Source organism: Rahnella sp. BCC 1045 (assembly GCF_019049615.1).
Lineage (GTDB): Bacteria > Pseudomonadota > Gammaproteobacteria > Enterobacterales > Enterobacteriaceae > Rahnella > Rahnella contaminans.
In genome coordinates this window covers 15338-41384 of record NZ_JAFMOZ010000123.1, presented here as the reverse complement: position 1 = coordinate 41384, position 26047 = coordinate 15338, and the positions used below count along the sequence as shown (strand labels likewise).

The 26047-nt window shown below is 54.9% G+C and carries 24 protein-coding genes; 11 read left to right on the top strand and 13 right to left on the bottom strand.

What is annotated here, in order from left to right; all coding sequences use genetic code 11:
• Positions 1–52: 52 nt before the first annotated feature.
• On the bottom strand, positions 53–1909 hold the full coding sequence (gene gsiA / locus J1782_RS11055) for a glutathione ABC transporter ATP-binding protein GsiA (RefSeq protein ID WP_217153154.1): 1857 nt from the start codon (positions 1907–1909) through the stop codon (positions 53–55).
• Complete coding sequence (locus J1782_RS11050) at positions 1906–2919, bottom strand: isoaspartyl peptidase/L-asparaginase family protein (RefSeq protein WP_152324238.1); 1014 nt, start codon at positions 2917–2919, stop codon at positions 1906–1908. Before J1782_RS11050 ends, gsiA begins: the two co-directional genes overlap by 4 nt.
• 282 nt (positions 2920–3201) lie before the next feature.
• Between J1782_RS11050 and tsgA (J1782_RS11045) the strand changes: the two genes are divergently transcribed.
• Positions 3202–4401 carry an MFS transporter TsgA gene (gene tsgA / locus J1782_RS11045; protein ID WP_152324239.1) on the top strand — a complete coding sequence of 400 codons (1200 nt, stop codon included), beginning with the start codon at positions 3202–3204 and terminating at the stop codon, positions 4399–4401.
• A 90-nt stretch (positions 4402–4491) separates the two neighbouring features.
• Here tsgA (J1782_RS11045) and J1782_RS11040 read toward each other — a convergent pair whose 3' ends face one another.
• Positions 4492–5400 carry a LysR family transcriptional regulator gene (locus J1782_RS11040; protein ID WP_152324240.1) on the bottom strand — a complete coding sequence of 303 codons (909 nt, stop codon included), beginning with the start codon at positions 5398–5400 and terminating at the stop codon, positions 4492–4494.
• A 159-nt stretch (positions 5401–5559) separates the two neighbouring features.
• On the opposite strand from J1782_RS11040, the gene xapA reads away from it, so the two are divergent.
• Complete coding sequence (gene xapA, locus J1782_RS11035) at positions 5560–6393, top strand: xanthosine phosphorylase (protein WP_152324241.1); 834 nt, start codon at positions 5560–5562, stop codon at positions 6391–6393.
• Positions 6394–6402: 9 nt separating this feature from the next.
• Positions 6403–7599, top strand: coding sequence for an MFS transporter TsgA (gene tsgA / locus J1782_RS11030; RefSeq protein ID WP_165058143.1), 1197 nt, complete (start codon positions 6403–6405; stop codon positions 7597–7599).
• 72 nt (positions 7600–7671) lie between these two features.
• Here the strand turns inward: tsgA (J1782_RS11030) and J1782_RS11025 are convergent, their stop codons facing one another.
• Positions 7672–7905, bottom strand: coding sequence for a DeoR family transcriptional regulator (locus tag J1782_RS11025; protein ID WP_101075987.1), 234 nt, complete (start codon positions 7903–7905; stop codon positions 7672–7674).
• A gap of 245 nt (positions 7906–8150) precedes the next feature.
• Between J1782_RS11025 and moeA the strand changes: the two genes are divergently transcribed.
• Both moeA and moeB read left to right on the top strand, forming a co-directional pair.
• Positions 8151–9392 carry a molybdopterin molybdotransferase MoeA gene (gene moeA, locus J1782_RS11020; protein WP_217153153.1) on the top strand — a complete coding sequence of 414 codons (1242 nt, stop codon included), beginning with the start codon at positions 8151–8153 and terminating at the stop codon, positions 9390–9392.
• A 2-nt stretch (positions 9393–9394) separates the two neighbouring features.
• On the top strand, positions 9395–10156 hold the full coding sequence (gene moeB, locus J1782_RS11015) for a molybdopterin-synthase adenylyltransferase MoeB (RefSeq protein WP_152324244.1): 762 nt from the start codon (positions 9395–9397) through the stop codon (positions 10154–10156).
• 75 nt (positions 10157–10231) lie between these two features.
• Here moeB and J1782_RS11010 read toward each other — a convergent pair whose 3' ends face one another.
• Positions 10232–11827, bottom strand: a complete 1596-nt coding sequence (locus tag J1782_RS11010; protein ID WP_152324245.1) for an ABC-F family ATPase — start codon at positions 11825–11827, stop codon at positions 10232–10234.
• A gap of 188 nt (positions 11828–12015) precedes the next feature.
• The gene (locus tag J1782_RS11005) at positions 12016–12903 is read right to left on the bottom strand and encodes a nucleoside-specific channel-forming protein Tsx (protein ID WP_152324246.1); all 888 of its coding nucleotides are present in this window, start codon (positions 12901–12903) and stop codon (positions 12016–12018) included.
• Positions 12904–13254: 351 nt separating this feature from the next.
• Between J1782_RS11005 and J1782_RS11000 the strand changes: the two genes are divergently transcribed.
• Both J1782_RS11000 and J1782_RS10995 read left to right on the top strand, forming a co-directional pair.
• Positions 13255–13716, top strand: a complete 462-nt coding sequence (locus J1782_RS11000; protein WP_152324247.1) for an antitoxin Xre/MbcA/ParS toxin-binding domain-containing protein — start codon at positions 13255–13257, stop codon at positions 13714–13716.
• The gene (locus J1782_RS10995) at positions 13713–14171 is read left to right on the top strand and encodes an RES family NAD+ phosphorylase (RefSeq protein ID WP_152324248.1); all 459 of its coding nucleotides are present in this window, start codon (positions 13713–13715) and stop codon (positions 14169–14171) included. Before J1782_RS11000 ends, J1782_RS10995 begins: the two co-directional genes overlap by 4 nt.
• A 37-nt stretch (positions 14172–14208) precedes the next feature.
• Here J1782_RS10995 and J1782_RS10990 read toward each other — a convergent pair whose 3' ends face one another.
• Both J1782_RS10990 and J1782_RS10985 read right to left on the bottom strand, forming a co-directional pair.
• A complete protein-coding gene (locus J1782_RS10990; protein WP_101075994.1) occupies positions 14209–14661 on the bottom strand; it encodes a DMT family transporter in 453 nt (150 codons plus the stop codon).
• A 3-nt stretch (positions 14662–14664) separates the two neighbouring features.
• On the bottom strand, positions 14665–15099 hold the full coding sequence (locus J1782_RS10985; RefSeq protein ID WP_208950549.1) for a DMT family transporter: 435 nt from the start codon (positions 15097–15099) through the stop codon (positions 14665–14667).
• A gap of 116 nt (positions 15100–15215) precedes the next feature.
• On the opposite strand from J1782_RS10985, the gene J1782_RS10980 reads away from it, so the two are divergent.
• Positions 15216–16145: a LysR family transcriptional regulator gene (locus J1782_RS10980; RefSeq protein WP_152324249.1), complete on the top strand. Its 930-nt coding sequence runs from the start codon at positions 15216–15218 to the stop codon at positions 16143–16145.
• 128 nt (positions 16146–16273) lie between these two features.
• Here J1782_RS10980 and J1782_RS10975 read toward each other — a convergent pair whose 3' ends face one another.
• The 4 genes from J1782_RS10975 to betI all read right to left on the bottom strand — a co-directional run bounded on the left by J1782_RS10975 (position 16274) and on the right by betI (position 20624).
• Positions 16274–16729 carry a GNAT family N-acetyltransferase gene (locus J1782_RS10975; protein ID WP_152324250.1) on the bottom strand — a complete coding sequence of 152 codons (456 nt, stop codon included), beginning with the start codon at positions 16727–16729 and terminating at the stop codon, positions 16274–16276.
• 89 nt (positions 16730–16818) lie between these two features.
• Positions 16819–18504, bottom strand: coding sequence for a choline dehydrogenase (gene betA, locus J1782_RS10970; RefSeq protein ID WP_165058151.1), 1686 nt, complete (start codon positions 18502–18504; stop codon positions 16819–16821).
• Between the two features lie 24 nt (positions 18505–18528).
• Positions 18529–19998 carry a betaine-aldehyde dehydrogenase gene (gene betB, locus J1782_RS10965; protein ID WP_217153152.1) on the bottom strand — a complete coding sequence of 490 codons (1470 nt, stop codon included), beginning with the start codon at positions 19996–19998 and terminating at the stop codon, positions 18529–18531.
• A 44-nt stretch (positions 19999–20042) separates the two neighbouring features.
• Positions 20043–20624, bottom strand: coding sequence for a transcriptional regulator BetI (gene betI / locus J1782_RS10960; RefSeq protein WP_152324253.1), 582 nt, complete (start codon positions 20622–20624; stop codon positions 20043–20045).
• 236 nt (positions 20625–20860) lie between these two features.
• On the opposite strand from betI, the gene J1782_RS10955 reads away from it, so the two are divergent.
• A complete protein-coding gene (locus J1782_RS10955) occupies positions 20861–22915 on the top strand; it encodes a choline transporter (RefSeq protein WP_217153151.1) in 2055 nt (684 codons plus the stop codon).
• 57 nt (positions 22916–22972) lie between these two features.
• Here J1782_RS10955 and J1782_RS10950 read toward each other — a convergent pair whose 3' ends face one another.
• Positions 22973–23848 carry an alpha/beta fold hydrolase gene (locus tag J1782_RS10950; RefSeq protein WP_217153150.1) on the bottom strand — a complete coding sequence of 292 codons (876 nt, stop codon included), beginning with the start codon at positions 23846–23848 and terminating at the stop codon, positions 22973–22975.
• Between the two features lie 171 nt (positions 23849–24019).
• Between J1782_RS10950 and leuC the strand changes: the two genes are divergently transcribed.
• Together leuC and leuD are read left to right on the top strand one after the other, a co-directional pair.
• Positions 24020–25426, top strand: a complete 1407-nt coding sequence (gene leuC, locus J1782_RS10945) for a 3-isopropylmalate dehydratase large subunit (protein WP_217153149.1) — start codon at positions 24020–24022, stop codon at positions 25424–25426.
• A gap of 11 nt (positions 25427–25437) precedes the next feature.
• Positions 25438–26046 carry a 3-isopropylmalate dehydratase small subunit gene (gene leuD / locus J1782_RS10940; protein WP_152324257.1) on the top strand — a complete coding sequence of 203 codons (609 nt, stop codon included), beginning with the start codon at positions 25438–25440 and terminating at the stop codon, positions 26044–26046.
• Position 26047 lies beyond the last annotated feature (1 nt).

The window sequence follows — 26047 nt, the reverse complement described above, 5'->3', positions numbered from 1 at the left end:
ACCCGTTTGTCTTACAAAGAATTGGCGCTTAAAAAACAAGCCACCACAAAAATCAGTAAAGCCCCGCGATAGCATGCCGGGCGACAAAGTGCCCTTCGCCCACCTGAACCAGCGGGGCGACCAGCGGCTCGTCGTTGAGCGCACGGATCGGGCTGGGGATTTCATCCACCAGCAAGGCCTGTTCTTTTCTTTTATGCGCCGGATCGGCCACCGGCACCGCCGCCATCAGTTTGCGGGTATACGCGTGCTGCGGATTTTCAAACACCGCACGCCGCGTGCCGATTTCAACGATTTGCCCGAGATACATCACCGCCACGCGATGGCTGATACGCTCGACGACCGCCATGTCGTGCGAAATAAACAAAAACGCCAGCCCGAACTCTTTCTGTAAATCCATCAGCAAATTAATGATTTGCGCACGGATCGACACATCGAGGGCAGAAACGGATTCATCCGCAATCACCACTTTGGGATTGAGCGCCAGTGCCCGCGCGATACAAATTCGCTGCCGCTGGCCGCCGGAAAATTCGTGAGGATAGCGCTGCGCGTGTTCCGGCAGCAGCCCGACTTTTTCCAGCAGCCAGGCGACGCGCGCCTCGGCCTCTGCGCCTTTCGCCAGATTGTGCACCAGCAAAGGCTCCATAATCGAATACCCGACTGTCAGCCGCGGATCGAGCGAGGCGTACGGATCCTGAAAAATAAACTGAATATCGCGGCGCAGGTGTTGCAGCGCACTGCCGGTGACATCGGTCAGCACCTGGCCGTTAAACGTAATTGTTCCGCCCTGGCTTTTCACCAGTTTCAGCAGCGAACGCCCAGTGGTGGATTTTCCGCAACCGGATTCGCCCACCAGCGCCAGCGTTTCACCCGGATGTAAGTCAAAGCTGACTTTTTCCACGGCATGTACGCGGCGCGTCACACGGTTGAAAATTCCACTGCGCAAATCAAAACGCGTGACGAGATCACGAACCTCCAAAACCGGCGCCGCACCCGGCGTCAGGGTGTCCTGCACCAGTTCCGGGTCACTTTCTTTTTGCTCCTGCACAGGGAAACGCGCGGGCAATGGTTTACCGGCCATCGAGCCTAATTTGGGTACCGCCGCCAGCAGCGAGCGGGTATAGGGCTGTTGCGGCGCACGGAAAATCGCGCCCACGTCGCCGGTTTCCACGCTGTTGCCCTGATGCATCACCAGCACGCGGTCGGCAATTTCAGCCACCACACCCATATCGTGGGTGATAAAAATCACGCCCATGTGCATCTCTTTTTGCAGCACACGGATCAGTTGTAAAATCTGCGCCTGAATCGTCACATCCAGCGCCGTCGTCGGTTCATCGGCTATCAGTAACGCAGGCTTGCAGGAGAGCGCCATCGCGATCATCACCCGCTGGCGCATACCGCCGGAAAGCTGATGCGGATAGCTGTCGAGAATATTGCGGGCTTCAGGAATACGCACCAGATCCAGCATGCGCAACGCTTCGGCACGGGCGGCGCGGTGGTCTTTATCCTGATGCAGACGGATTGACTCGGCGATCTGCTCGCCCACCGGAAACACCGGATTGAGCGAGGTCATCGGTTCCTGAAATATCATCGCCATATCCGCACCGCGTAAACTGCGCATGGCGGGTTGCGTCGCCGCGATGAGATCGACCACTTCGCCATTTCGACGGCGAAACTGCATTTCGCCCTGCGTTATCTGCCCGCCGCCTTGTTCCACCAGACGCATCAGCGCCAGCGACGTCACGGATTTACCTGAGCCGGATTCGCCGACTATCGCCAGCGTTTCGCCACGCCTGACCTGAAAACTGAGATTATTCACAGCCGGAATAATTTGCCCTTCATGCGAAAACTGCACGCTGAGCTGACTGACGGCCAGAACGTGGTCGGGAGGCAGGGTCAGGGAACGGTTCATGAGCGGTAAATACTGACGACCGGCGCGTCGCCCACGCGGGCAAATCCGCGGTACATGCCTTCACTGTTGAAAGGCAGTTCGACGTTGCCAAATTTATCCACAGCAATCATTCCGCCGCTCCCGCCCATCGGCAGCAGTTTTTCCTGCACCACTTTGTGCGTGGCTTCTTCGAGCGTTAAACCGGCGTATTCAATCAATGCCGCAACGTCATACGCCGCGACCGTGCGCATAAAGACTTCGCCGGTGCCGGTGCTGGAAATCGCCACGGTGTTATTGCTGGCGTAGCAGCCTGCACCAATAATCGGGCTGTCGCCGACGCGTCCGGCCTGTTTGTTGGTCATGCCGCCGGTGGACGTCGCCGCCGCCAGGTTGCCCTGCCCGTCCATCGCCACCGCGCCGACGGTGCCAAATTTATGTTCCGGATCGATCGGGTCGCCAGACGGCTGAGCATTCAGGGACGCACCGTCGTGATCGAGCATCACGCCGCCGTCTGCCGCAATCGCGCGCTGCAACTGTTCGAAACGTTCCTGGGTGTAGAAGAATTCCGGCTCTACCATTTCCTGCCCGTGCTCGCGGGCAAACGCTTCCGCACCCGCGCCGGTAAACATGACATGCGGGCTGTTTTCCAGCACCTTGCGCGCGGTCAGAATCGGGTTGCGGATATGATTAACGCAGCTGATGGCACCGGCCTCCAGCGTACGGCCATCCATGATGCAGGCATCCAGCTCATGCGTGCCCTGATGCGTGAAAACGGCACCTTTTCCGGCATTAAATAACGGGCATTCTTCCAGTAAACGCACCGCTTCAGTCACCGCATCCAGTGCGCTGCCGCCCGCCGCCAGAATGGCCTGCCCGCTGGCAACAATACGTTCCAGCTCGGCTAAATAATGTTGTTCTTTTTCACGACTCATTGCTGCGCGGGTAATCGCCCCGGCACCGCCGTGAATGGCAATGACCGGACGCTTCTTGTCCGAAACGGAACTCGCTGAATTATCAGTAGAAGAACTCATTAGAACTGCACCCTGAGTTGTTGTATTTATGTATACAGAAAGTGATGTTGCCCTGTTTTTTGACTATATTTAGCCCGCTACAGTATGTAAAGCAGAAATGTAAAACTACAAAAACGCGCTAATTGCTTAGATTGTTTAAGAAAATCAAATACGAAGATTGAATAAACGTCCAAGACAAACCGTAAAAGAACAGGAATAATAATCGTCCTAACCGCAGATATAAGCACCTCTGGCAAAGCTTACTGTGGCCTTCTTATATTTTTTATTTTTAGGAAATCAGTTATGGAAACTGTTTATAACCGCCGTCGGATCAACGTGATCTCGTGGCTAAGTTACTTCTTTACCGGTGGGCTGGTTTCCACTTTAGGGATTGTCATCGGCCCGGTGGCGACCGCTTTCAATAAAGAGCCTGCATTTATCGGCCTGATGTTCTCGCTGATGAACATCGGTTTGTTCCTGCCGATCATGATAAGCGGCATTCTGATGCGTAAGTTCGATCTCGGTAAGCAGCTGATTACTGGTTCAATTATCACTATTCTGACCTGTATCGCGCTGTTCGTGATGCCGTCCATCACACTGTTCGGCGTCGGGGTATTCCTGATTGGTGCGACAGCGGGCCTGATGATGTCTATCGGCAGCTATCTGGTTGTGCGCATCAACGATGACCCGAAAAAGCGTTCTGCTAACCTGATTTTCACCGACTTCTTCTTTGCGCTTTCTGGCATGACGCTGTCGCTGGTGCTCGGTTTCCTGTTCAAACACGGTGCAAGCTGGCTGGCGATGTACGGCATCATGGGCACCCTGAGCGTGCTGATGATTTTGCTGTGCGTGGGCCAGAAATTTCCGGTTGTCGCTAAACCGGACGCCGTGGCAAAACAAGATCGTGAAGCGAAAGAGCCGTGGGGCTTTGCCGCGTATGTGCTGTGTTTTGCACTGTTTGCCTTCGTCTTCAGCGAACTGGTGTTCACCCTGTGGATGCCAAGCTGGTTGCATGAACACTTTGGTCTGGACACTGACCGCGCAGCGATTTACATCACCACCTACTGGATGGTGAAAGCGATTGGCCTGTTCCTTAACCAGTTCACCGTGCGTTTCGTCAAACTGCGTACGTTCCTTTTTGCCTCCGCGATTGTCGGCTTAATCAGCCTGTGCGTCGTGACGCACAGCGAAAACACGGCGCTGGTAATGGCTGCGGTGGGCGTGTTCGGGTTCTGTAACTCAGGGATGTTCTCCGGCCTGATGAGCTACGGCAGCCTGCAGGTGAAAAACTCACCGCCAACGCTGACCTCTGCCCTGCTGACCACCGCGTCAGTCGGCACGCTGATTTTCGCGTCATTCTCTTCGTTCATTTACCGCGAATACGGCCTGTTCTGGGCGCTGAATATCGCCACCGTTTCTTACGTGCTTCTGGTGCTGGCGGTGATCATTGCCGGTATCCGCAGTAAAGCAGAAAAGATTCATCGCGAAATGTCTGTCGGCTGAATGACAGACTGAGTGTTGAAAAAGCCGCGGGAAAGTTCAAAGTTCCTGCGGCTTTATTTTTTGGCTGAGAATCGTCAGAAGCAAAATGAATCAGAGCAGATCAAGAAACCGCGCCGTCGCCGGTGTCACCGAATCCGCCTGATAAATTGCGTAGAGATCGGCGGGCAGCATTTCCGTCAGCGCGCAAAATCGCACACCCGGCCAGTGGATCCGCGCATAACTTTCCGGCAATAACGTAATTCCGTAACCGTTCGCCACCAGTGCCAGCGCAGTCTGCGGCTCATTCACCTGCTGTTTCACCTGCGGCAGAAAACCGTGCTGACGGCACATCGAATATAAATAACTGCCCAGACTCGACGTGTTCATCGGCATCAGAATAAAATCCTCATTCGCCAGCTGGCTGAACGCCACACTGTTTCTGATCGCCAGCGGATGATTCTCTGACAGCGCCACAGCCACGTTCTCACGCCCCATCAGCTTGCTCGATAACCCCTGCGGCAGCGCCAGCTTGGCCTCTCGCCAGATACCGATATCAATCCTTTGCAGCTGCAACGCGTCGATTTGCTGAACCGGCGTAAGTTCGGTAATCGACCAGCTGATTTCCGGCGCATGCCTGCCGAAATTGTTCAGCACGGGCATCAGCGGCCCCCAGGCGGCAGTGCCCACCGTACCAAACTGAATATGCCCGATTTCCCCCCGGCCAATCTTACGTACCTGATGCAAGGAACGGTTGATGCTGTCGAGCATCAGCCCTGCTTCACGCATCAGCGCCGCGCCCGCCGGTGTCAGCGACACGGAACGGGTGGTACGCAGAAATAGCGGCGTACCGAGAAGATGTTCCAGCTCTTTGATATGCAGGCTCAGCGGCGGCTGCGACATATTGAGCCGCACCGCCGCTTTGCTGAAACTCAGTTCCTCGGCCACGACGCGAAAGTAGTGCAGCAGGCGGAGATTAATCTGGCCGAGATCGAAAACTGAATCGGTGAATGGTCGCGTCACATTTTCTCCAGCAACATTTATTTTCCCTTAAATATTAGCGTATTGGATTTATAGATTTTGACTATAAATCCCGGCGGCGAACGGTATTAGACGCCACAGGCCGCTCACCCTAGCATTGCCTTCAACTCAACCCTACTGTCAATAATGAGAGAAGTGATCATGCTCAATAACAACGCGTTTGACTGTGCAGCAATTATCCGCCAGCGTGCCCCGGGCTTTATCCCACGCGCCGCGCTTATTTTAGGTTCCGGCCTCGGCACGCTGTGTGACGATATGTCCGGTGCGATTACCATTCCTTATCACGACCTGCCGGGGTTCCCTCAAAGCAGCGTCGTCGGCCACGCCGGTGAACTGGTTCTGGGCCATCTCGAAGGTGTACCGGTAATGTGCATGAAAGGCCGCGGCCATATGTATGAAGGCCACGGTATGTCGGTAATGACCAGCGCCGTCCGCACTTTCAAACTGTTGGGCTGTGAATTCCTGCTGGCGACTAACGCCGCCGGATCCATGCGCAAAGAAGTCGCGCCGGGTCGTTTGGTTGCGCTCACCGACCACGTCAGCTTTATGCCGGAATCCCCGCTGGCTGGCCCGAATGACGACCGTTTCGGCCCGCGCTTCTTCAGCCTCGCGAACGCCTATGACAAAGATCTGCGCGCGCAGCTTCACGCTGTCGCCGGCAAACTGGATATCGACGTGGCAGAAGGCGTATTCGCCGCCTACACCGGCCCGAACTTCGAAACGCCTGCGGAAATCCGCATGATGCAAACCCTCGGCTGCGACGTCGTCGGCATGTCTATCGTGCCGGAAGTAATTTCCGCGCGACACTGCGGCCTCAAAGTGCTGGCGGTTTCTGCCATGACTAACTTTGCCGAAGGTCTATCCGACACCCCGCTTTCCCACGAACAAACCCTGAGCTGCGCAAAACTGGCGGTGGGTGATTTCACCCGACTGATCCGCGCGTTCTTCGCCGACCTGTCAGCGGCTGGGAAATAAGGGACGTCTATGGAACAGGCATTCAACCGCCAGCGGATCAATATGATTTCCTGGCTGAGTTATTTCTTCACCGGTGCGCTGGTTTCAACGCTCGGAATCGTAATCGGCCCGGTGTCGCAGGCGTTTGGCAAAGACCCCGGATTTATCGGACAGATGTTTACGCTGATGAACATCGGCCTGTTCCTGCCGATCATGATAAGCGGCGTGCTGATGCGCAAATTCAATCTGGGCAAACAGCTGATTACCGGCTCAACCGTCTCTGTACTGACCTGCATCGCGCTGTTCCTGATGCCGACCATCACCATGTTCGGTATCGGCGTTTTCCTGATTGGCGCGGCGTCCGGCATCATGATGTCCATCGGCAGCTATCTGGTCGTACGCATCAATGAAGATCCGAAGAAACGCTCGGCGAACCTGATTCTCACCGATTTCTTCTTTGCACTGGCGGGGGTGATTCTGTCGCTGTTGCTGGGGTATTTATTCCAGCATGGCGCAAGCTGGCTGGCGATGTACGGCGTCATGGCGGTGCTGAGCCTGATGATGATCGTGCTGTGCGCCGGGCAGAAATTCCCGTCGATTCCGCAGGCTGCTGAGAAAGAATCATCAACCGGCCAGCAGCACGACCGCTGGGGCGTTTCGGTGTGGGTGTTGTGCTTCGCGCTGTTTGCTTTCCTGCTGGCGGAACCGGTGTTCACCATGTGGCTGCCAAGCTGGCTGAAAGAGCATTTCGGGATGGCGGCTGACCGCGCGGCGTTCTACATCACGACCTACTGGACCGTGAAATCCATCGGCCTGTTTGTGAATCAGTTCACCGTTCGCTTCGTGAAACTGCGCACATATCTGCTGATTTCAGCGGGTGTCGGGCTGGTGAGCCTGGCCGTGGCGGCCAACAGCGGGAACCCGATGCTTATCCTGATTTGCGCTGGTCTGTTTGGCTTCTGCAATTCCGGCCTGTTCTCAGGCATCATGAGCTACGGCAGTTTGCAGGTCAGAAATTCGCCGCCAACGCTGACGTCAGCCTTGCTGACTATCGGCACCATCGGGACGCTGATCTTCTCCACGTTGTCGTCGCTGGTGTACAGCCAGTACGGGTTATTCTGGGCACTGAATACTGCGACCATCGCTTACGTCTTCCTGCTGGCGGCGCTGATTTTTGCCTCGGTCAACAGCAAAGCCGAAGCGCTGGAGCAACAACCGTCGCACTGATTTTCTTAAATATTGTGCATAAAAAAGGGAAGACTCTGCGGAGCCTTCCCTTTTCTTATTTCACTGCCACGATTAAAGCTGGGGGCAGCGCTGCAAACTGTTGAGCCAGGATGTTTCAGGCTGAGCAACCAGACGACGGGCTCGACCGTGACGTCGCAGAATCAATCCTTTATCCTGCATTTCACTCAGGTCACGACGAATGGTTTCAAGACTTACATCCAGCGATTGTGCCAGTTCGCTTACCTGTAACACTTCATGCTGTTCTACCAACTGAAGGATGGCCTGATGGCGATTTTTTTTAAGCACCGGTTATTCCTGTATATTTGACAGTTGTGTGACCCATGTCACAAATAACGGAAACCATCATACCTGCGTTACATTGTTAATTTTGGGATCGATCTCAATTTTTCAGGAATCCCCACGAAGTTTTTACGCCTTCCGCAATTTTTGGTTCGCCGCGTTTCTCTGTCATACTATGCGCATGCTCCAAATCCCCGCCCGGTTCCGGTGAAAACACCCGTCCCGCCGGGATGAACCTCAAAGGAATTTTCATGGAATTCAATACTGCCGGTCTGATCTCGCTGGAAGAAGCGCTGGAAAAAATGCGCGCTTATGTCCCGTCCAAAACAGCGAAAGATACCGAATCTCTCCCGCTCGCTGCCGCCGCAGGCCGCATTACCGCCACGCCGGTGAAATCCCCGGTTTTCGTCCCGCCTTTTGATAATTCCGCGATGGACGGTTACGCCGTGCGCTGCGCCGATTTGCACACAGACGCCGTTCTGCCTGTGGCAGGTAAAGCCTTTGCCGGTGCGCCTTTCCACGGTGAATGGCCTGCCGGAACCTGTATCCGCATCATGACCGGCGCGCCGGTTCCGCAAGGTGCCGGCGCGGTGATCATGCAGGAACAGGCCGACGTGTCAGAAGCGGGCGTGCGGTTTACCGCAGAAGTGCATAAAGGCCAGAATATCCGTCTGACCGGCGACGACATCAAACAAGGCGACAGCGTGCTGCCTGCCGGTGTGCGTCTCGGCGCAGCTGAATTGCCACTGCTGGCTTCTTTAGGCGTGACGGAAGTTAATGTCTGGAAAGCGCTGAAAGTCGCGGTGTTTTCGACCGGGGACGAACTGCAACCCGTCGGGACGCCGTTAGAGGAAGGCCAGATTTACGACACCAACCGTTTCGCCGTGCGTCTGATGCTCGAACAGCTCGGCTGCACCGTACTGGATTTAGGGATTATCCGCGATAATCCGCAGGCGCTGCGCACAGCCTTTGAAGAAGCCAATACGTTTGCCGACCTGGTGATTTCCAGCGGTGGCGTGTCCGTGGGCGAAGCGGATTACACCAAGCAAATGCTCGATGAACTGGGCGAAATTGGTTTCTGGAAACTGGCGATGAAACCGGGTAAACCCTTTGCATTCGGAAAACTGAAAAACAGCTGGTTCTGCGGTCTGCCGGGTAATCCGGTTTCTGCTGCACTGACGTTTTATCAACTGGTGCAACCGTTTATCGCTCAGCTTTCCGGCCACACCGCCTGGCAGTTCCCGCCGCGCCTGAAAGCTAAAGCCGTGACACCGCTAAAGAAATCCGCCGGACGCCTGGATTTCCAGCGCGGTATTTTCAGCACAAATGCCGAAGGCCAGCTCGAAGTACGCACCACCGGCCATCAGGGCTCGCACGTCTTTAGTTCGTTCAGTCTCGCAAACTGTTTTGTGGTGCTTGAACGTGAGCGCGAAAACGTCGCCGCAGGCGAAATCGTAGAAATCGAACCTTTCAACGCCCTGCTTAGGAGCTGATCATGGCGACGCTGCCGGAACTGACGGATGCTGAAACCCTGCGTTATAACCGCCAGATCGTGCTGAAAGGGTTTGATTTTGATGCGCAGGAAAAGCTGAAAGCCAGCCACGCGCTGATTGTCGGTCTGGGTGGTCTGGGCTGTGCGGCGGCGCAATATCTGGCAGCCGCCGGAACAGGCACGCTGACCTTGCTGGATTTCGACACCGTTTCGCTCTCAAACCTGCAACGTCAGACGCTGCACACCGATGCCAGAATCGGCATGTCGAAAGTCGGATCCGCCGCGCTGGCGCTGGCGGCAATTAACCCGCACATTCAGCTGAATCAGGTTGATGCTCAGGCGGATGACGAAATGCTGCACGAACTGATTGCCGCCTGCGACGTGGTGGTCGATTGCACTGACAACGTCACGACGCGAAATCAGCTCAATCAGCAATGTTTTACGCAGAAAAAACCGCTGGTCTCGGGTGCTGCCATCCGCATGGAAGGCCAGCTCAGCGTGTTTACATGGCAGCCCGGCGAGCCGTGCTATCGCTGCCTCAGCCGTCTGTTTGGTGAAAACGCGCTGACGTGCGTCGAAGCCGGCGTCATGTCACCACTGGTCGGCACCATCGGCAGCTTGCAGGCCATGGAAACCATCAAGCTGCTGACGCACTTCGGCGAAACGCCACGCGGAAAACTGCTGATGTACGACGCCATGACGCTGCAATTTCGCCAGATGAACCTGATGAAAGATCCGGGTTGCGAGGTATGCGGGGATTGCTGATTCTCAGAGTCTGTCGCTGAAATTCAGATAAAAAAAAGTCCGCAAATTTGCGGACTTTTTTATCAGAATCAACGATTACGTATTAATACCCTGACTACGTAAGTAGTCTTCGTAATTACCGGAGAAGTCGATGACACGGGTCGGTGTCATTTCCAGAATACGCGTCGCCAGCGAGCTGACGAATTCACGGTCGTGGGAAACAAAGATCAGCGTGCCTTCGTACATTTCCAGCGCCATGTTCAGTGACTCGATAGATTCCATATCCAGGTGGTTGGTTGGTTCATCCATGATCAGGATGTTCGGACGCTGCATCATCAGTTTCCCGAATAACATACGACCTTTCTCACCACCGGAAAGCACTTTCACTTTCTTCTTGATGTCGTCCTGACCGAACAGCAGACGCCCGAGAACACCGCGCACAGCCTGCTCGTCGTCTTTCTCGGATTTCCACTGACTCATCCAGTCGAAAACGTTCAGGGTATCGTCGAATTCGTATTCGTGATCCTGCGCGTAGTAACCGATTTTTGAGTTTTCAGACCATTTAACTGAACCGCTTTCCGGCTCATGCTCACCCACCAGCGTTTTCAGCAGGGTGGATTTACCGATACCGTTGGCGCCCAGAATCGCGACTTTCTCGCCGACTTCCAGCATCAGACCCAGGTTTTTAAACAGCGGACCGTTGTCGAAACCTTTAGTGATTTTTTCCACTTCCAGCGCATTACGGAACAATTTCTTGTCCTGCTCAAAACGCATGTAAGGGTTCTGGCGGCTGGACGCTTTGATTTCGTCGAGCTGAATTTTATCAATCTGACGGGCACGGGAAGTTGCCTGTTTAGATTTGGAGGCGTTGGCGCTGAAGCGGCTGACGAACGATTGCAGCTCGGCTATTTGCGCTTTTTTCTTGGCGTTATTGGCACTCAGAAGTTCACGAGCCTGCGTTGCCGCCGTCATGTATTCGTCGTAGTTGCCCGGATAAACGCGCAGCTCGCCGTAGTCCAGATCCGCCATGTGCGTACAGACCATGTTCAGGAAGTGACGGTCATGCGAAATGATGATCATGGTGCTGTTACGCTCGTTCAGCACCTGTTCCAGCCAGCGAATTGTATCGATGTCCAGGTTGTTCGTCGGTTCATCGAGCAGCAGAATTTCCGGGTCAGAGAACAGCGCCTGAGCCAGCAATACGCGCAGTTTAAAGCCCGGTGCGATTTCGCTCATCGGGCCGTAATGTTGCTCAACGGGAATACCAACGCCCAGCAGCAGTTCACCGGCGCGGGATTCGGCGCTGTAGCCGTCCATTTCGCCGTAAGCGACTTCCAGATCAGCCACTTTGTAGCCGTCTTCTTCGCTCATTTCTGCCATTGCATAAATGCGGTCGCGCTCTTCCTTCACTTCCCACAATTCGGTGTGGCCCATGATCACGGTGTCCAGCACGCTGAACTGTTCGAATGCGAACTGATCCTGGCGCAGTTTACCCAGACGCTCGTTCGGGTCGAGGACCACGTTGCCGCCTGATGGCACTAAATCGCCACCCAGGATTTTCATGAAAGTGGATTTACCACAACCGTTCGCGCCAATCAGGCCATAGCGGTTACCGCCGCCAAATTTGACGTTAATGTTTTCAAATAACGGCTTGCTGCCGAATTGCATGGTGATGTTGTAAGTACTTAGCACAACGCTCGCTCTTCATTGGGAAATGTGATTTGGCGCGCATTATGCCACAACGGCGCGATGGGATCGCCTGTAGTTGTGTTCATTTTTCACTCAATAGCTAAAAAAGTGTGTTATGCGCAGGATTATCAGAGGGTCAGAAATGCAAAAAACCCGGCATCAGCCGGGTTTTTTTGGGTTAACCACTGAAATCAGAAGTTGTAACCGATCACGCCGTAGTAACCCCAGCCGGTAGATTTCACGTCGAAATTACCGTTACCGAAGTTCAGCTCAGCGCCGTCGGCCCACTGGCCGCCGTTGTGGAAATAACGTGCCACGAACGAGTAATGCCAGTGTGTGTAGTTCAGCGAGAGGATGTGGCTGGACGCAATAGAGTTATTAGAACGCGCTTTATTGCCGTTCAGGTCACGGAAATCGTCATCGCCCAGTGTTGAGCCCCAGTCAAAGTTGGTGAACCCGATGTAGCTCAGGTTACCGCCCCACAGCTGCGTCAGAGGAACGAAGTATTTCACTTTGAAACGGTAGCCGTCCCAGCTGTTTTCGTTCGCTGCACCGTAGTTTTCCCACTGGTATTTTGCATACACGTTCAGAGACAGGCTCATCGGCAGATGGGTATCAATGTCGGTACCCAGACCCATATACCAGGTGTTCTGACGGTTATCGCTGTCCGGGCCCATATCGTAGATATAGTTGTTCGCGAAGTACCATTCTTTGAACGGACCAAAGCTCAGGTCAGTGCCGGTCAGCTTATCGATAGAGAAACGTGGTTCGATTTCCATAAACAGCGGAGAACCGTTCTTATCCCAGATACCAGTATCGTTGCCGTTACCCGCACCGAAGGTTTTAGGAATATCGATATAGCCGTAGAAATCAAACCAGTCTTTGTGCGCAAACGCTTCATATTCAAGATAAACATCGTTACGCAGAGTAGGCCCGAAGCGGGTGTCGGCGCTGCCAACAACGTTAACACTCTGGTGCCACCAGTCAGAAACAAATTCGCCCTTGCTATCATCAGCGAGCACGGTCGCGCTGTAGGACAAAGCCATCAAAGCGCCTGCTGCAATAATTTTATTTTTCATATTTTTACCAGAAGCGGGGGTGGGACAACGCCTTGCCACTTTCAGACGTTGCATAAATAGAACCCTAAAACTGTGATCCGCAACCGATTGCTGCACATAGTGCAATAAACATGCAATTTCCAGTCACTTCCTACAAGAGTTAACTTTTCTTAGCTAATAAATAGATTTGGTCAAGGTTTGTCAATTTCTGTTTCATCCTGATACATGCTCAACGTGACATTGATCACACTTATGTTTCATGGCGATTTCATCCGCATGTCATCCGGGCAAAACAAAGGGTGTACACAAATTCACCGCACCGTTAATTGTCATGCTATAGTTATGACAATTAACGGTGCGGAGACCGACATCATGACTTCAAAAATTACCGGGCTGTCTTCCAGACAAATGAAAGAGCCTGTAACGCCGCTGTGGGAATCTGCGGGGCTTCCCGCAGGCAGCGGAATCAGTTTGTTAAATGCCATACAGAAAGGTTTTCCGGTTGATAGCATCAACCGCCTGAACACAGAGCTGGGGTGGCCGAAAATGGTTTTGCTGGAAATAATGGGAATTAACGAGCGCAATTATGCGCGGCGTAAAGCCGGAAACGGATTACTGAAAAGCGATGAAAGCGAGCGCGTGGCGCGGCTGGTGCGCACCATCGATGCGGCGACGGATCTGTTTGAAGGCGACCGCATCGCGGCGCTGGACTGGATAACCCGCCCTGCTCCGGCGCTGGCAGGTTCAAGGCCGCTGGAGTTGTTGTCTTCAGAAGCGGGTGCGGTGGAAGTGAACCGGCTGATTGGCCGTCTTCAGCACGGGGTATTCAGTTGAAGCTGTTTCGCATTATTCAGACCCAACATTTAGCCACCGCATGGACGGGTGCCGGAGCCCAGATTTACGGTGGCCGCTGGAACCCGCCCGGCAGGCCGGTCGTGTATGTGACTACCAGCATCTCGCTGGCGATCCTCGAGATGCTGGTGCATTTGCAAAACAGCATGCTGATGCGCTCATACACACTGCTCAGTATTGAGGTGTCCGATGCGCTGCTCGATACGCTCGAGGTCGATGAGCTGGCAGCGGACTGGCGCAGCCCTTCCCCGCCGGACAGCACGCAGCGTCAGGGCGAAGCGTGGCTGGCAGAAGGTGAACATGTCGGGCTGAGGGTTCCGTCGGTGATTGTCCCGACGGAATATAATGTGCTGCTCAACCCGCAGCATCCGGATTTCGCGCAGTTGCTGGATTCCGTAGAACGCGAGCCCATGATGTTTGACCCGCGTCTGCAATAATTTTCCCGCCCTATGGCATGAAGCAAACAGCCCTCACTTATGCTGCTTTCCGGTTGCTCCGGTAAATCAGCGCCAGCGCGATAATCAGACAAGGGATCGCCGCAAGACGGTGCCATGACAGCGCGATTTGCGGATTATCCAGCCAGCCGAAATTGTCGATGAGCATTCCCATCGCCAGTTGCCCTAAAATCACGGCGACTGTAGCGACCGCCGTCCCTACCCGCGGCACGGCTGTCACCATCACAATGATGTAAGGCACACCAAATAACGCGCCCATCAGCTGCCATTTGGGTACGGTGAGCAGCGTTGCCTGCTGCGGTGTTTGCAAAAACAGAATCAGCACTGCCGTGATGGCCGCGCCGACGCTGAACGTCAGAAATGCGCTTTTCAGTACGCCAACCTTTTCGCCCAGTTGCCCGTTTACCGCCGCCTGCATACTCAGCGCCGCACCGGCCACGATAGCCAGGACAATCATAATCATTTCAGTCATTGGTTAACCCCAGGCAATCAGAACAAGTGCAGCAACAATAAACACCAGCGCCAGCAGGCGTTCACTGCCCACTTTTTTATGCGGCGTACCAAACCAGCCGAAATGGTCAATCAGAACACTTTTCGCTACCTGCCCGGACAAAATTGCAATCATCGTCATCCCGATACCAATCACTGGCGTCGCAATAGTCAGCACCACGACATACACCGGCCCCAGCACACCGCCGAGCAGTTGCCAGCCGGGTTGCTCAGTATAAGAAGGCGCATTCCGCGGGCTGAAAAACAGTACCAGTAAACCGGTCAGCACCGCGCCGACGCCAAAAATGCTGAGCGTCGCCCACAAGTGCCCGACTTCTGTTCCCAGCGGGCCGATAAGCCCCGCCTCCAGTGAAAGCCCCATCCCCGCCAGAACGACCAGCGGAATTAACATCAGATTCATCATTGCCCTGTTCTCATTATTTTTACTGCCGGTACTTAAGAAGCGGCGACTATAGCGTGACAACGCTATGCGAAAAACAGCACAATCAGGAAAATACCTTTGCAGGAATCGCACAGATGAAAAGCTTCAATCAGATCAACATTCAGTCTTTGCGCCTGTTTGTGGCGGTACTCGATCAGGGGAATTTCTCCGAAGTGGCGCGGCGCGAAGCGATGTCCCCTTCAACGGTTTCGCGCGTTATTGCTCAACTGGAGCAGGCATTACAAACGCAATTGCTGTACCGCAACACGCGGGCGGTCAGCCCGACTGAATCCGGAAAGTTACTGGCGGAGCATGCGCGTCAGGTGCTGACACAGCTGGATCTCGCCGAACAGGATTTGCAGGAACAAAGCAGTGAACCGGGCGGACTGGTACGAATTAATGCACCGGTGGTTTTTGGTCAGCGTCATGTTGCGCCCTGGCTACCGGAACTGAGTACGCGTTTTCCCCGGCTGAATATTGAACTGATGCAGACCGATGATTTTATCGATCCGTTGCAGGACAGCGTCGATCTGCTGATCCGGATTGGCGTCATGGCCGATTCCACCCTTCAGGCACGAACGCTCGGCCACCAGAACTTCCGTCTCGCCGCCAGCCCGGCGTATCTTACCCGCGCAGGCAAACCGGCCACGCCGGACGATCTTTCTAATCACAGTTGCCTGGTTTTTAAAGGGTTTGCAGGTTCCCAGCGCTGGTACTTCCGCCAGCCGGAAAAGGAATGGCGCTCCTGGAATCTGCGCGGCGTTCTGACCAGCAATAATGCAGAAACCCTGACGCAGGCAGCCATCGGCGGAATGGGGTTAGTGGTTTTTCCAACCTGGCTGATTGGCGATGCGCTGCGCGCCGGGACGCTGGTGAGCGTATTGCCTGAGTACCAGGTTTCCACGTCGCCGGAACCACAGACTATTTCGGCGTTGTATCCAAATGCCCGCAAGGCTTCAGTTAAGGTGCGGGTGGTGATTGATTATCTGGTGGAGAAATTCGGGAGCCCGGCATACTGGGAGTGAGTCAGTTGCACTGAGGGCTCTTTCGATTAGTCCGGGAAAATTTCGGATTCCCGGTTCAAAACCTTGGGTGGCAGCCCAAGGTTTTGACGCTGACGTTGACGTTGACGTTGACGCTAAAGGCTAACCCTTTACCTCAACTCCATCCCGACATGCGCAATCCCGTCTTCATCATAAATCTCGGTATACGCCACAAATCCCAGTCTGCCGTAAAACTGTTGTAAGTGCGCCTGCGCGGAAATCGCAATCCGCTCGCCCGGCCAGTGTTTCTGGCACGCTGCCAGCGCCTGTTCCATCAGCTGATACCCCAGTTTCAGGCCGCGGGCGGAAGGCGCGACGATCACACGTCCGATGGCGACGTCATCTTCATGCCGCAAAATACGCGCGTACGCCGCCGGTTTCCCGTCCAGCCAGGCGACGATATGACGATTTTCTCCGCTCAGATCCTGCCCGTCGATATCCTGATACACGCAGTTTTGCTCGACCACAAAGACTTCGTTGCGCAGTGCCAGAATGGCGTAAATCTGCGCCGTGTTCAGTTCGCTGTGATGATAATCCTGCCAGTGAAGTGATGATTTTTCAGTCATGAATAAGTGCCCTGCCTGCGTCTGTAAGCCAAAAAAAAGAGATATTCCTGAGAATATCTCTTTTTAACATACGTTTTACAGCCAATTTGTCAGGCAGATTTTTTCAGCGGTGATGTGCGAACCGGCGCATCGCCTGCGGTGTAGTAATCCGCCGTGCTGCGCGGTAACGGCTGGCGACCACGGATTTTATCGGCAATCTTTTCGGCGATCATAATCGTCGTCGCATTCAGATTACCGGTTATGATTTGCGGCATGATGGAGGCGTCTACCACGCGCAGGCTTTGCAAGCCATGAACGCGCCCTTCTCCGTCCACTACCGCCATTTCGTCGGTGCCCATTTTGCACGAACAGGACGGGTGGAAAGCCGTTTCCGCGTGTTCGCGGATAAAGGCATCCAGCTCTTCATCCGTTTGCACGTTTTCACCCGGACTGATTTCGCGGCCACGATAAGGATCCAGCGCCGGCTGATTCATAATTTCACGCGTGATACGAATGGCATCGCGGAATTCCTGCCAGTCCTGCTCGCTCGCCATGTAGTTGAACAGTATGCTCGGATGCTGATGCGGATCTTTCGATTTCACCTGCACGCGTCCGCGGCTTGGCGAACGCATCGAGCCTACGTGCGCCTGGAAACCGTGCTCTTTCACCGCGTTACTGCCGTTGTAATTAATCGCCACCGGCAGGAAGTGATACTGAATATTTGGCCACGCGAATTCTTCACGGCTGCGGATAAAACCGCCCGCTTCGAACTGATTGCTCGCGCCGACGCCGGTGCCTTTGAACAGCCATTCCGCGCCGATCGCGGGCTGATTGTGCATCTGCAACGCCGGATACAACGAAACCGGCTGGGTACAGCTGTATTGCAGATACATTTCCAGATGATCCTGCAAATTCTCGCCAACGCCCGGCAAATTATGCACCACCGGAATATCCAGCTTATTGAGCAATTCTGCCGGGCCAACGCCCGAACGTTGCAGAATTTGCGGAGAGGCAATCGCGCCGCTGCACAACAACACTTCCCGCTTCGCTTTGGCCTTTACCGCTTTATCGCCGTCACCTTTGAAATAGCTGACGCCCACGGCGCGCTTGCCCTCAAAGAGGATTTTGTCAGTCATGGCGTGCGTAACGATGGTAAGATTCGCGCGCGGTTTTGCCTGATCCAGATAACCGCGAGCGGTACTGGCGCGGCGACCTTTCGGCGTAACGGTCCGGTCCATCGGGCCAAAACCTTCCTGCTGATACCCGTTCAGATCGTCAGTGCGCGGATAACCGGCCTGTACGCCCGCTTCAATCATCGCGTGGAACAGCGGATTATTGCCTTTTTTAGGCGTCGTGACGCTCACAGGGCCATCGCCACCGTGGAAATCATTCGGGCCGATATCGCGGGTTTCTGCCTTGCGGAAATACGGCAGGCAGTCCAGATAAGTCCAGTCTTCCAGACCCGGCGCTTTCGCCCAGTTATCGAAATCCATCGCGTTACCGCGGATGTAACACATGCCATTGATCAGCGACGAACCGCCCAGACCTTTACCTCGTCCGCATTCCATACGGCGGTTATTCATGTGTGGCTCGGGGTCGGTTTCATACGCCCAGTTGTAACGGCGTCCCTGCAACGGGAAAGCCAGCGCGGCAGGCATCTGCGTGCGGAAATCCAGACGATAATCCGGGCCACCGGCTTCGAGCAGCAGCACATTGATGGCACTGTCTTCAGTCAGTCGGGTGGCGAGTACGTTGCCGGCAGAACCGGCACCAATAATGATGTAATCGTAATCCATTAAAATCTCCTCTGATGCGGCGGATTAAAAGACTGAGCTGAATTCGCCCAGTTCGACCTGCACGGATTTGATTTGGGTGTAATGCTCGAGTGTGCTGACGCCGTTTTCGCGGCCAACACCGGAATGTTTATAGCCGCCGACCGGCATTTCAGCCGCTGATTCGCCCCAGGTATTGACCCAGCAAATCCCGGCTTCGAGTTTGTGAATAACGCGATGTGCACGGTTGAGATCCTGCGTCACCAGCCCGGCGGCCAGACCGTATTCGGTATCGTTGGCGCGGCGGATCACTTCCTCTTCACTTTCATAGGTCAGAATGCTCATCACCGGTCCGAAGATTTCTTCGCGAACGATCAGCATGTCATCGCGGCAGTCGGTAAACACGGTCGGTGCCACATAAGCGCCTTTAGCGTATTCGCCGGTGGTGACGCGCTCGCCGCCGGTCAGCAATGTTGCGCCTTCACGTTTGCCGCTTTCAATGTAACGCAGCACAGATTCCATGTGCGCGAAGCTGACCAGCGGACCGAAGTTGACGTTTTCATCAGTCGGATCGCCCAGACGGATACGCTTCACACGTTCCAGCACTTTGGCTTCAAACGCTTTATGCAGTGCTTTGGGAATAAACACGCGGGTGCCGTTGGTGCATACCTGACCGGAACTGTAAAAGTTCGCCATCATGGCGATGTCCGCGGCTTTATCGAGATCCGCGTCTTCAAAGACGATCAGCGGTGATTTGCCGCCGAGTTCCATGGTGACTTCTTTCAATGTGGATGCTGACGCGCTGGCCATCACTTTCTTACCGGTTTTGATGCCGCCGGTGAACGAGACTTTAGCGATATCCGGATGATCGGTTAACGCCTGCCCGACACTGGCCGCGCCGGTCACCACACTGAACACGCCGTCCGGCACGCCCGCTTCGGTGTAGATTTCAGCCAGTTTCAGGGCGGTGAGCGAGGTGTTTTCGCTTGGTTTAAAGATCATCGCATTACCGGCTGCCAGCGCAGGTGCGGATTTCCACAGGGCAATCTGAATCGGGTAGTTCCACGCGCCGATACCGGCCACCACGCCCAGCGGTTCGCGGCGGGTATAAACGAAGGAAGAATCGCGCAGCGGTATTTGCTGGCCTTCAATGGCAGGGATAAGACCGGCGTAATATTCCAGCACGTCTGCGCCGGTGACAATATCGACTGCCAGCGTTTCCGACAGCGGTTTGCCGGTATCGGCAGTTTCTACCGCGGCCAGCTCATCGTTGCGGTCGCGCAAGATATCTACCGCACGGCGCAGGATGCGCGAACGGCTCATGGCTGTCATCGCCGCCCAAACTTTCTGACCTTTTTGCGCGGCTTTCACCGCCAGATCCACGTCTGCGTGCGTGGCGGATTGCAGCGTGGCAATCACCTCGCCATTGGCCGGATTGACTGCCTCGAAGGTTTCATCACCGGTGCTGTCCTGAAAACGCCCGTTGATATAAAGTTTTTGCGTGCCGTAGCGGGACATAAATCTCTCCTCGGTCTGTGCGGTCTGAAGGTTTTCTGCTGCGCTCAGGTGAGCTGCGACTCAATGTGGCGGCGGGTAATTTGCATCGCCTCGGCGCGGTTAAATTCCTTACCGCTCAGCGCACCGCGCAGCCACAGGCCGTCAATCAGTGCAGCGGTACTTTGCGCCGCGAGCCGCGCTTCACCTTTGGGCAGAAAACGCCTGAATTCAGAACATAAATTTGAATAGAGCCGGCGGCTGTTGACCTGTTGCAGCCGGTACAACTGCGGGTGATGCATGCTGCTTGCCCAGAAGGCCAGCCAGGTTTTCATCGCCGCGCTGTTGGTCTGACTGTCGTCAAAATTGGCTTCTGCAATCGCATGCAGCCGCGCTGTCGGTGCGGTATCCGTCAGCTGCGCTAACCGCAACTGCACCCCTTCCCCCAGATGACTGAGCAGATAGCGCATAGTCGCTTCCAGCAGCCCATTCTTGTCACGAAAATAATGACTGATGATGCCGTTGGAGACGCCTGCGCGGCGCGCAATTTGCGAAATCGAGGCATCGTGCATCCCGACTTCGTTCACTGCGGCCAGCGTTGCCTCAATCAATTGCTGCCGTCTGATGGGCTGCATTCCTACTTTGGGCATGGATCCGGCTCCTGAAAATGAGCGGGTTGAGACGCGCTTAAAAAACCGTTTTTTTACGCTTTCGTCCAACCTTGTTAACGCTCTGACGTCACCTATTTAACTTTTTTTTGATTGAACGTTCAATTAAAAATGCATATATTTTATTACCAATACGTTAGTGTTTTGTATGATTATTGAGATGAATTTAGCGCCAATTTATTGAAAAACAGTGAATAATTAACAAGACAGGGGAAAAGATGGCAATTGCCGATACGAAAGAAAAATTACCTGAGAAACCACGGGACCAGCTCAACAAGGTGGTATTTTTCACCTCCGCCGGTCTGATTTTAGCCTTCACTTTGATGACCATTTTCTTCACCGATTTATCGGGAAAATGGATCAGCCTGACCCTCAACTGGGTGTCCGCCACTTTCGGCTGGTATTACATGCTGGCGGCGACGCTGTACATCGTGTTTGTAGTGTTCATAGCCTGTTCGCGCTTCGGCTCGATCAAACTTGGTCCTGAACAATCCAAACCCGAATTCAGCATGATGAGCTGGGCGGCAATGTTATTTGCTGCCGGGATCGGCATCGACCTGATGTTCTTCTCGGTCGCCGAACCGGTCACGCAATACATGTTGCCGCCGGAAGGCAACGGCCAGACGCTGGAAGCCGCGCGACAGGCGATGACCTGGACGCTGTTCCACTACGGGCTGACCGGCTGGGCGATGTATGCGCTGATGGGTATCGCGCTCGGGTATTTCAGTTACCGTTATAACCTGCCGCTGACCATCCGTTCGGCGCTGTACCCGATTTTCGGTAAGCGCATTAATGGCCCGATCGGCCACAGCGTAGATATCGCAGCAGTGGTCGGTACTATCTTTGGTATCGCGACCACGCTGGGTATCGGTGTGGTGCAGCTCAATTACGGGCTGAAAGTGCTGTTCCATATTCCGGAAAACCTGACTGTTCAGGCGGCGCTGATCCTGCTGTCGGTCATTATGGCAACCGTCTCGGTGACGTCCGGTGTGAATAAAGGCATCCGTATTCTGTCGGAACTCAATGTGCTGCTGGCGCTGGGGCTGATTCTGTTCCTGCTGTTCTTTGGTAACACCGAATTCCTGCTCAACGCGCTGGTGCTCAATATCGGCGACTACATCAACCGCTTTATGGGCATGACGCTCAATACCTTTGCTTTTGACCGCCCGACGGAATGGATGAACAGCTGGACCCTGTTCTTCTGGGCCTGGTGGGTAGCGTGGTCGCCATTTGTCGGCCTGTTCCTGGCCCGTATTTCCCGTGGCCGCACGATCCGCCAGTTTGTGCTGGGTACGCTGATCATCCCGTTCGTCTTCACCCTGCTGTGGCTGTCGATTTTCGGTAACAGCGCGCTTTATCAAATCCTGCACGGCAATCTGGATTTCGCGAACGAAGTGATCGCGCACCCTGAACGCGGCGTTTACAGCCTGCTGGCGCAGTATCCGGGCTTTACGCTCAGTGCGTCTGTCGCGACCATCACCGGTTTACTGTTTTACGTCACCTCGGCAGATTCCGGTTCGCTGGTGCTGGGGAATTTCACCTCGAAGCTCGCGGACATTAACAACGATGCGCCGAACTGGCTGCGGATTTTCTGGTCAGTTACCATCGGCGTGCTGACGCTCGGCATGCTGATGACCGACGGCGTTTCTGCGCTGCAAAACACCACGGTAATCATGGGGCTGCCGTTCAGTTTTGTGATTTTCTTCATCATGGCCGGGCTGTATAAATCCCTGCGTCTGGAAGATTACCGCCGCGCCAGCACCCAGCAAACGCTGGCACCGCTGCCGGCGACGAGCGATGCTGCGCTAAACTGGAAGCAGCGGCTTTCACGGGTCATGAATTATCCTGGCACGCGCCATACGCAAAAAATGATGGATACCGTGTGCCGTCCGGCGATGCAGGAAGTGGCGCAGGAACTGGAATTGCGCGGTGCAAAAGTCACGTTCAACGAACATGAGCCGCAGGAAGATGAAAAAATCGGACCACTGGAATTACAGGTGGCACTGGGCGAAGAGCAGAACTTTGTGTATCAGATCTGGCCGGTACGTTATGCCGTTCCTGCTTTTACCTACCGCGCCCGCGCCGGGAAATCGCACTATTACCGGCTGGAAACCTTCCTGCTCGAAGGCACGCAAGGCAATGACCTGATGGACTTCACCAAACATCAGGTGATCAATGACATTCTGGACCAGTACGAACGTCATCTTAACTTCCTGCACATCAACCGCGAAGCGCCGGGGAATACCCTGACCTTCCCGGAACAGCCGGTTTAATCTGAGCGCACAAAAAACCCGCGTAATGCGGGTTTTTTAATGTCCGGAAACGTGCGCCTAACCTAAAAACGGCAGGACTTTTTCCAGCAGCAGTTCCGGTTGTTCTTCGGCGATGTAATGCCCGCAAGGCAGCGCTTCACCTTGTACGTCTTCAGCGACTTTTCTCCACTCCTCAAGCGGCGCAAAACATTGTCCGACCGTGCCTTTCTCGCCCCAAAGCACCAGCAACGGACAAGTCAGTTTGCGGGCTGCATCCAGATCTTCTTTGTCGTGTTGCAGGTCGATACTTGCCGACGCCCGATAGTCCTCGCAAATCCCGCGCGCCGTTCCATTTTGTTGCAGACAGCGCAAATAATCTGCGTAAGCTTCGGCGGTGAAAGGCTGCATACCGGCGCTGCGGTTGCCCATCACACTGCGCAGATACTGATCCGGATCGGCGGTGATGAGCGTTTCCGGCAGCGGTGCCGGACGGATCAGGAAAAACCAGTGCCAGTAAGCGCGGGCAAAAGCTTCATTGGTTTGCTGATACATCGAAAGCGTCGGCGCGATATCCATCAGCACCAGGCGTTTAACGGCCTGCGGATGATCCAGTGCCAGCCGGTGCGCCACGCGAGCGCCCCGGTCATGGGCAATAACGCTGAACCGGCTGAAGCCGAGCGCGGCCATTAACTCCCGCTGGTCTTGCGCCATTTCGCGTTTGCTGTAGCGCAGATGTTCCGTGTCGGGTTCGGGTTTGCCGCTGTCGCCATAGCCACGCAAATCAGCCAGAACGACGGTGAACTGAGACGTCAGAAACGGCGCGACTTTATGCCAGATCGCCTGAGTCTGCGGGTGTCCGTGCAGCAATAACAGTGGTTCGCCCTGACCGGCAATCCGGTAAGCAATCTCTGTGCCGTTCACGTCCATCCGGCCTTGGGTAAAATGTTCAAACATGGGTTTTCTCCTTTTTTACCCATCTTAGTCGCTGGCTTTTGAGCAACAAGGTCACAAATGAAGATTGCCGCTTCACGATCTGTGTTTTGAGACACCACACTCAGGCCGTTGCCCGATAACGGGTAAGTTTGCGACGCTGGCATTATCCATTACGTTCATCAGGGCAATGAAATGAAGCCAAAAACGCTGTATGAAAAGCACATTGATAGCCACACAGTCCGCACGCTGGACGACAAAGGGCACGTGTTGCTGTACATCGACCGGCAGGTAATTAACGAGTACACCAGCCCGCAGGCTTTCAGCGGATTGCGTGAAGCGAACCGCCGGGTATGGCGACCGGAAACCTCGCTGGCGGTGGTCGATCACGTCAATCCGACTGCGCCTTTGCGCACACGCCAGATGCCGGACGCCGGTGGCGCGCGCCAGGTTTCGTATCTGGCCGAGAACTGCGCAGAATTTGGCATCGAGCTGTTTGATATTCTCGACAGTCGTCAGGGGATTGAGCACGTTGTCGCGCCGGAGCAGGGCTTTATCTTGCCGGGCATGGTGATTGCCGCCGGTGACAGCCACACCACCACTTATGGCGCGCTCGGCGCATTCGGATTTGGTATCGGCACCTCTGAAATCGAGCATCTTCTGGCGACCCAGACGCTGATTTATAAACGTCTGAAAACAATGCGCGTCACCGTAAACGGCGCGCTGGCGAACGGGATCACTGCCAAAGACGTGGTGATGGCGCTGGTGGCAAAAATCGGTGCAGCAGGTGCCACCGGCTACGCCATTGAGTTTTGCGGTGAAGGCATCGGCGCGCTGAGTGTGGAAGGCCGTATGACGATTTGTAATATGGCGGTGGAAGCCGGTGCGCGCGGTGCATTTATGGCACCTGACGACAAAGTTTTTGATTATCTGAAAGACAAACCGCGCGCGCCGCAAGGCCAGCAATGGGCGGATGCCGTGAATGTCTGGCGTGAATTACACAGCGATGCGGACGCCGTTTTCGACCGCGAAGTCGAACTGAGCGCCACAGAAATCGCGCCAATGGTGAGCTGGGGAACCAGCCCGGATCAGGCGGTGGCCATTGGCGGACACGTACCCGATCCGGAATACGAAGCGGATCCCGCACGGCAAAAAGACCTGCAACGCGCACTCAGCTATATGGGATTACGCGCCGGGCAACCGCTTAACAGTATCGCCATCAGCCACGCCTTTATTGGCTCCTGCACCAATGCGCGCATCGAAGATTTACGCGCTGCCGCCGACGTGGTTCGCGGAAAAACCGTTGCACCGACCGTACGCGCAATGATCGTACCCGGTTCCAGCCAGGTTCGCGCTCAGGCCGAGCAGGAAGGTCTGGCTGAAATATTCACCCGTGCCGGTTTTGAATGGCGTCAGTCCGGTTGCTCGATGTGTCTGGCGATGAACGATGATGTGCTGTCGCCAGGCGACCGGTGTGCGTCGAGCACCAACCGTAATTTCGAAGGCCGTCAGGGCGCCGGAGCGCGAACCCATCTGATGAGCCCGGCGATGGTTGCCGCCGCCGCAATTTGCGGTCATCTGACCGATGTTCGCGAAGTGTGAGGAGAAAAAACATGCAAGCATTTACTGTGTTAAGCGGGGCAGCCGCGCCCTTCCCGGCGGCCAACGTCGATACCGATGTGATCATGCCGAAGCAATTTTTAAAAGGCATCGACCGCAACGGGCTAGACCGCGGGGTATTTTTCGATTTGCGCTTTCTGGCAGACGGTTCACCCGATCCGGCTTTTATCCTCAATCAGCCTGAATGGAAAAACGCTAAATTCCTTCTGGTCGGGCCGAACTTTGGCTGCGGCTCCAGTCGCGAACATGCAGTGTGGGGGCTGAAACTGCTGGGGATACGGGCGCTAATCGGCACCACGTTTGCGGGGATCTTTTTCGACAACTGCCAGCGCAACGGCGTGCTCACCGTACAGCTCGCCCCGAACCAATGGGCACAGCTGGCTGAACAGGTTACGCAGGCGGAAAGCAACGAAATTACCGTCGATTTACCGGCGCAGACAATAAGTTTGCACAATGGCAAAGAGATCGTTTTCAACATCGACGAACTGAGCAAACTGTCATTGCTCAACGGGCTGGATGCGGTGGGGAATACGCTGCGATATAGCGATGAAATCCTTGAATTTCAGCAGGCGTATTTGCAGCGTAATCCGTGGCTGGCGTGAA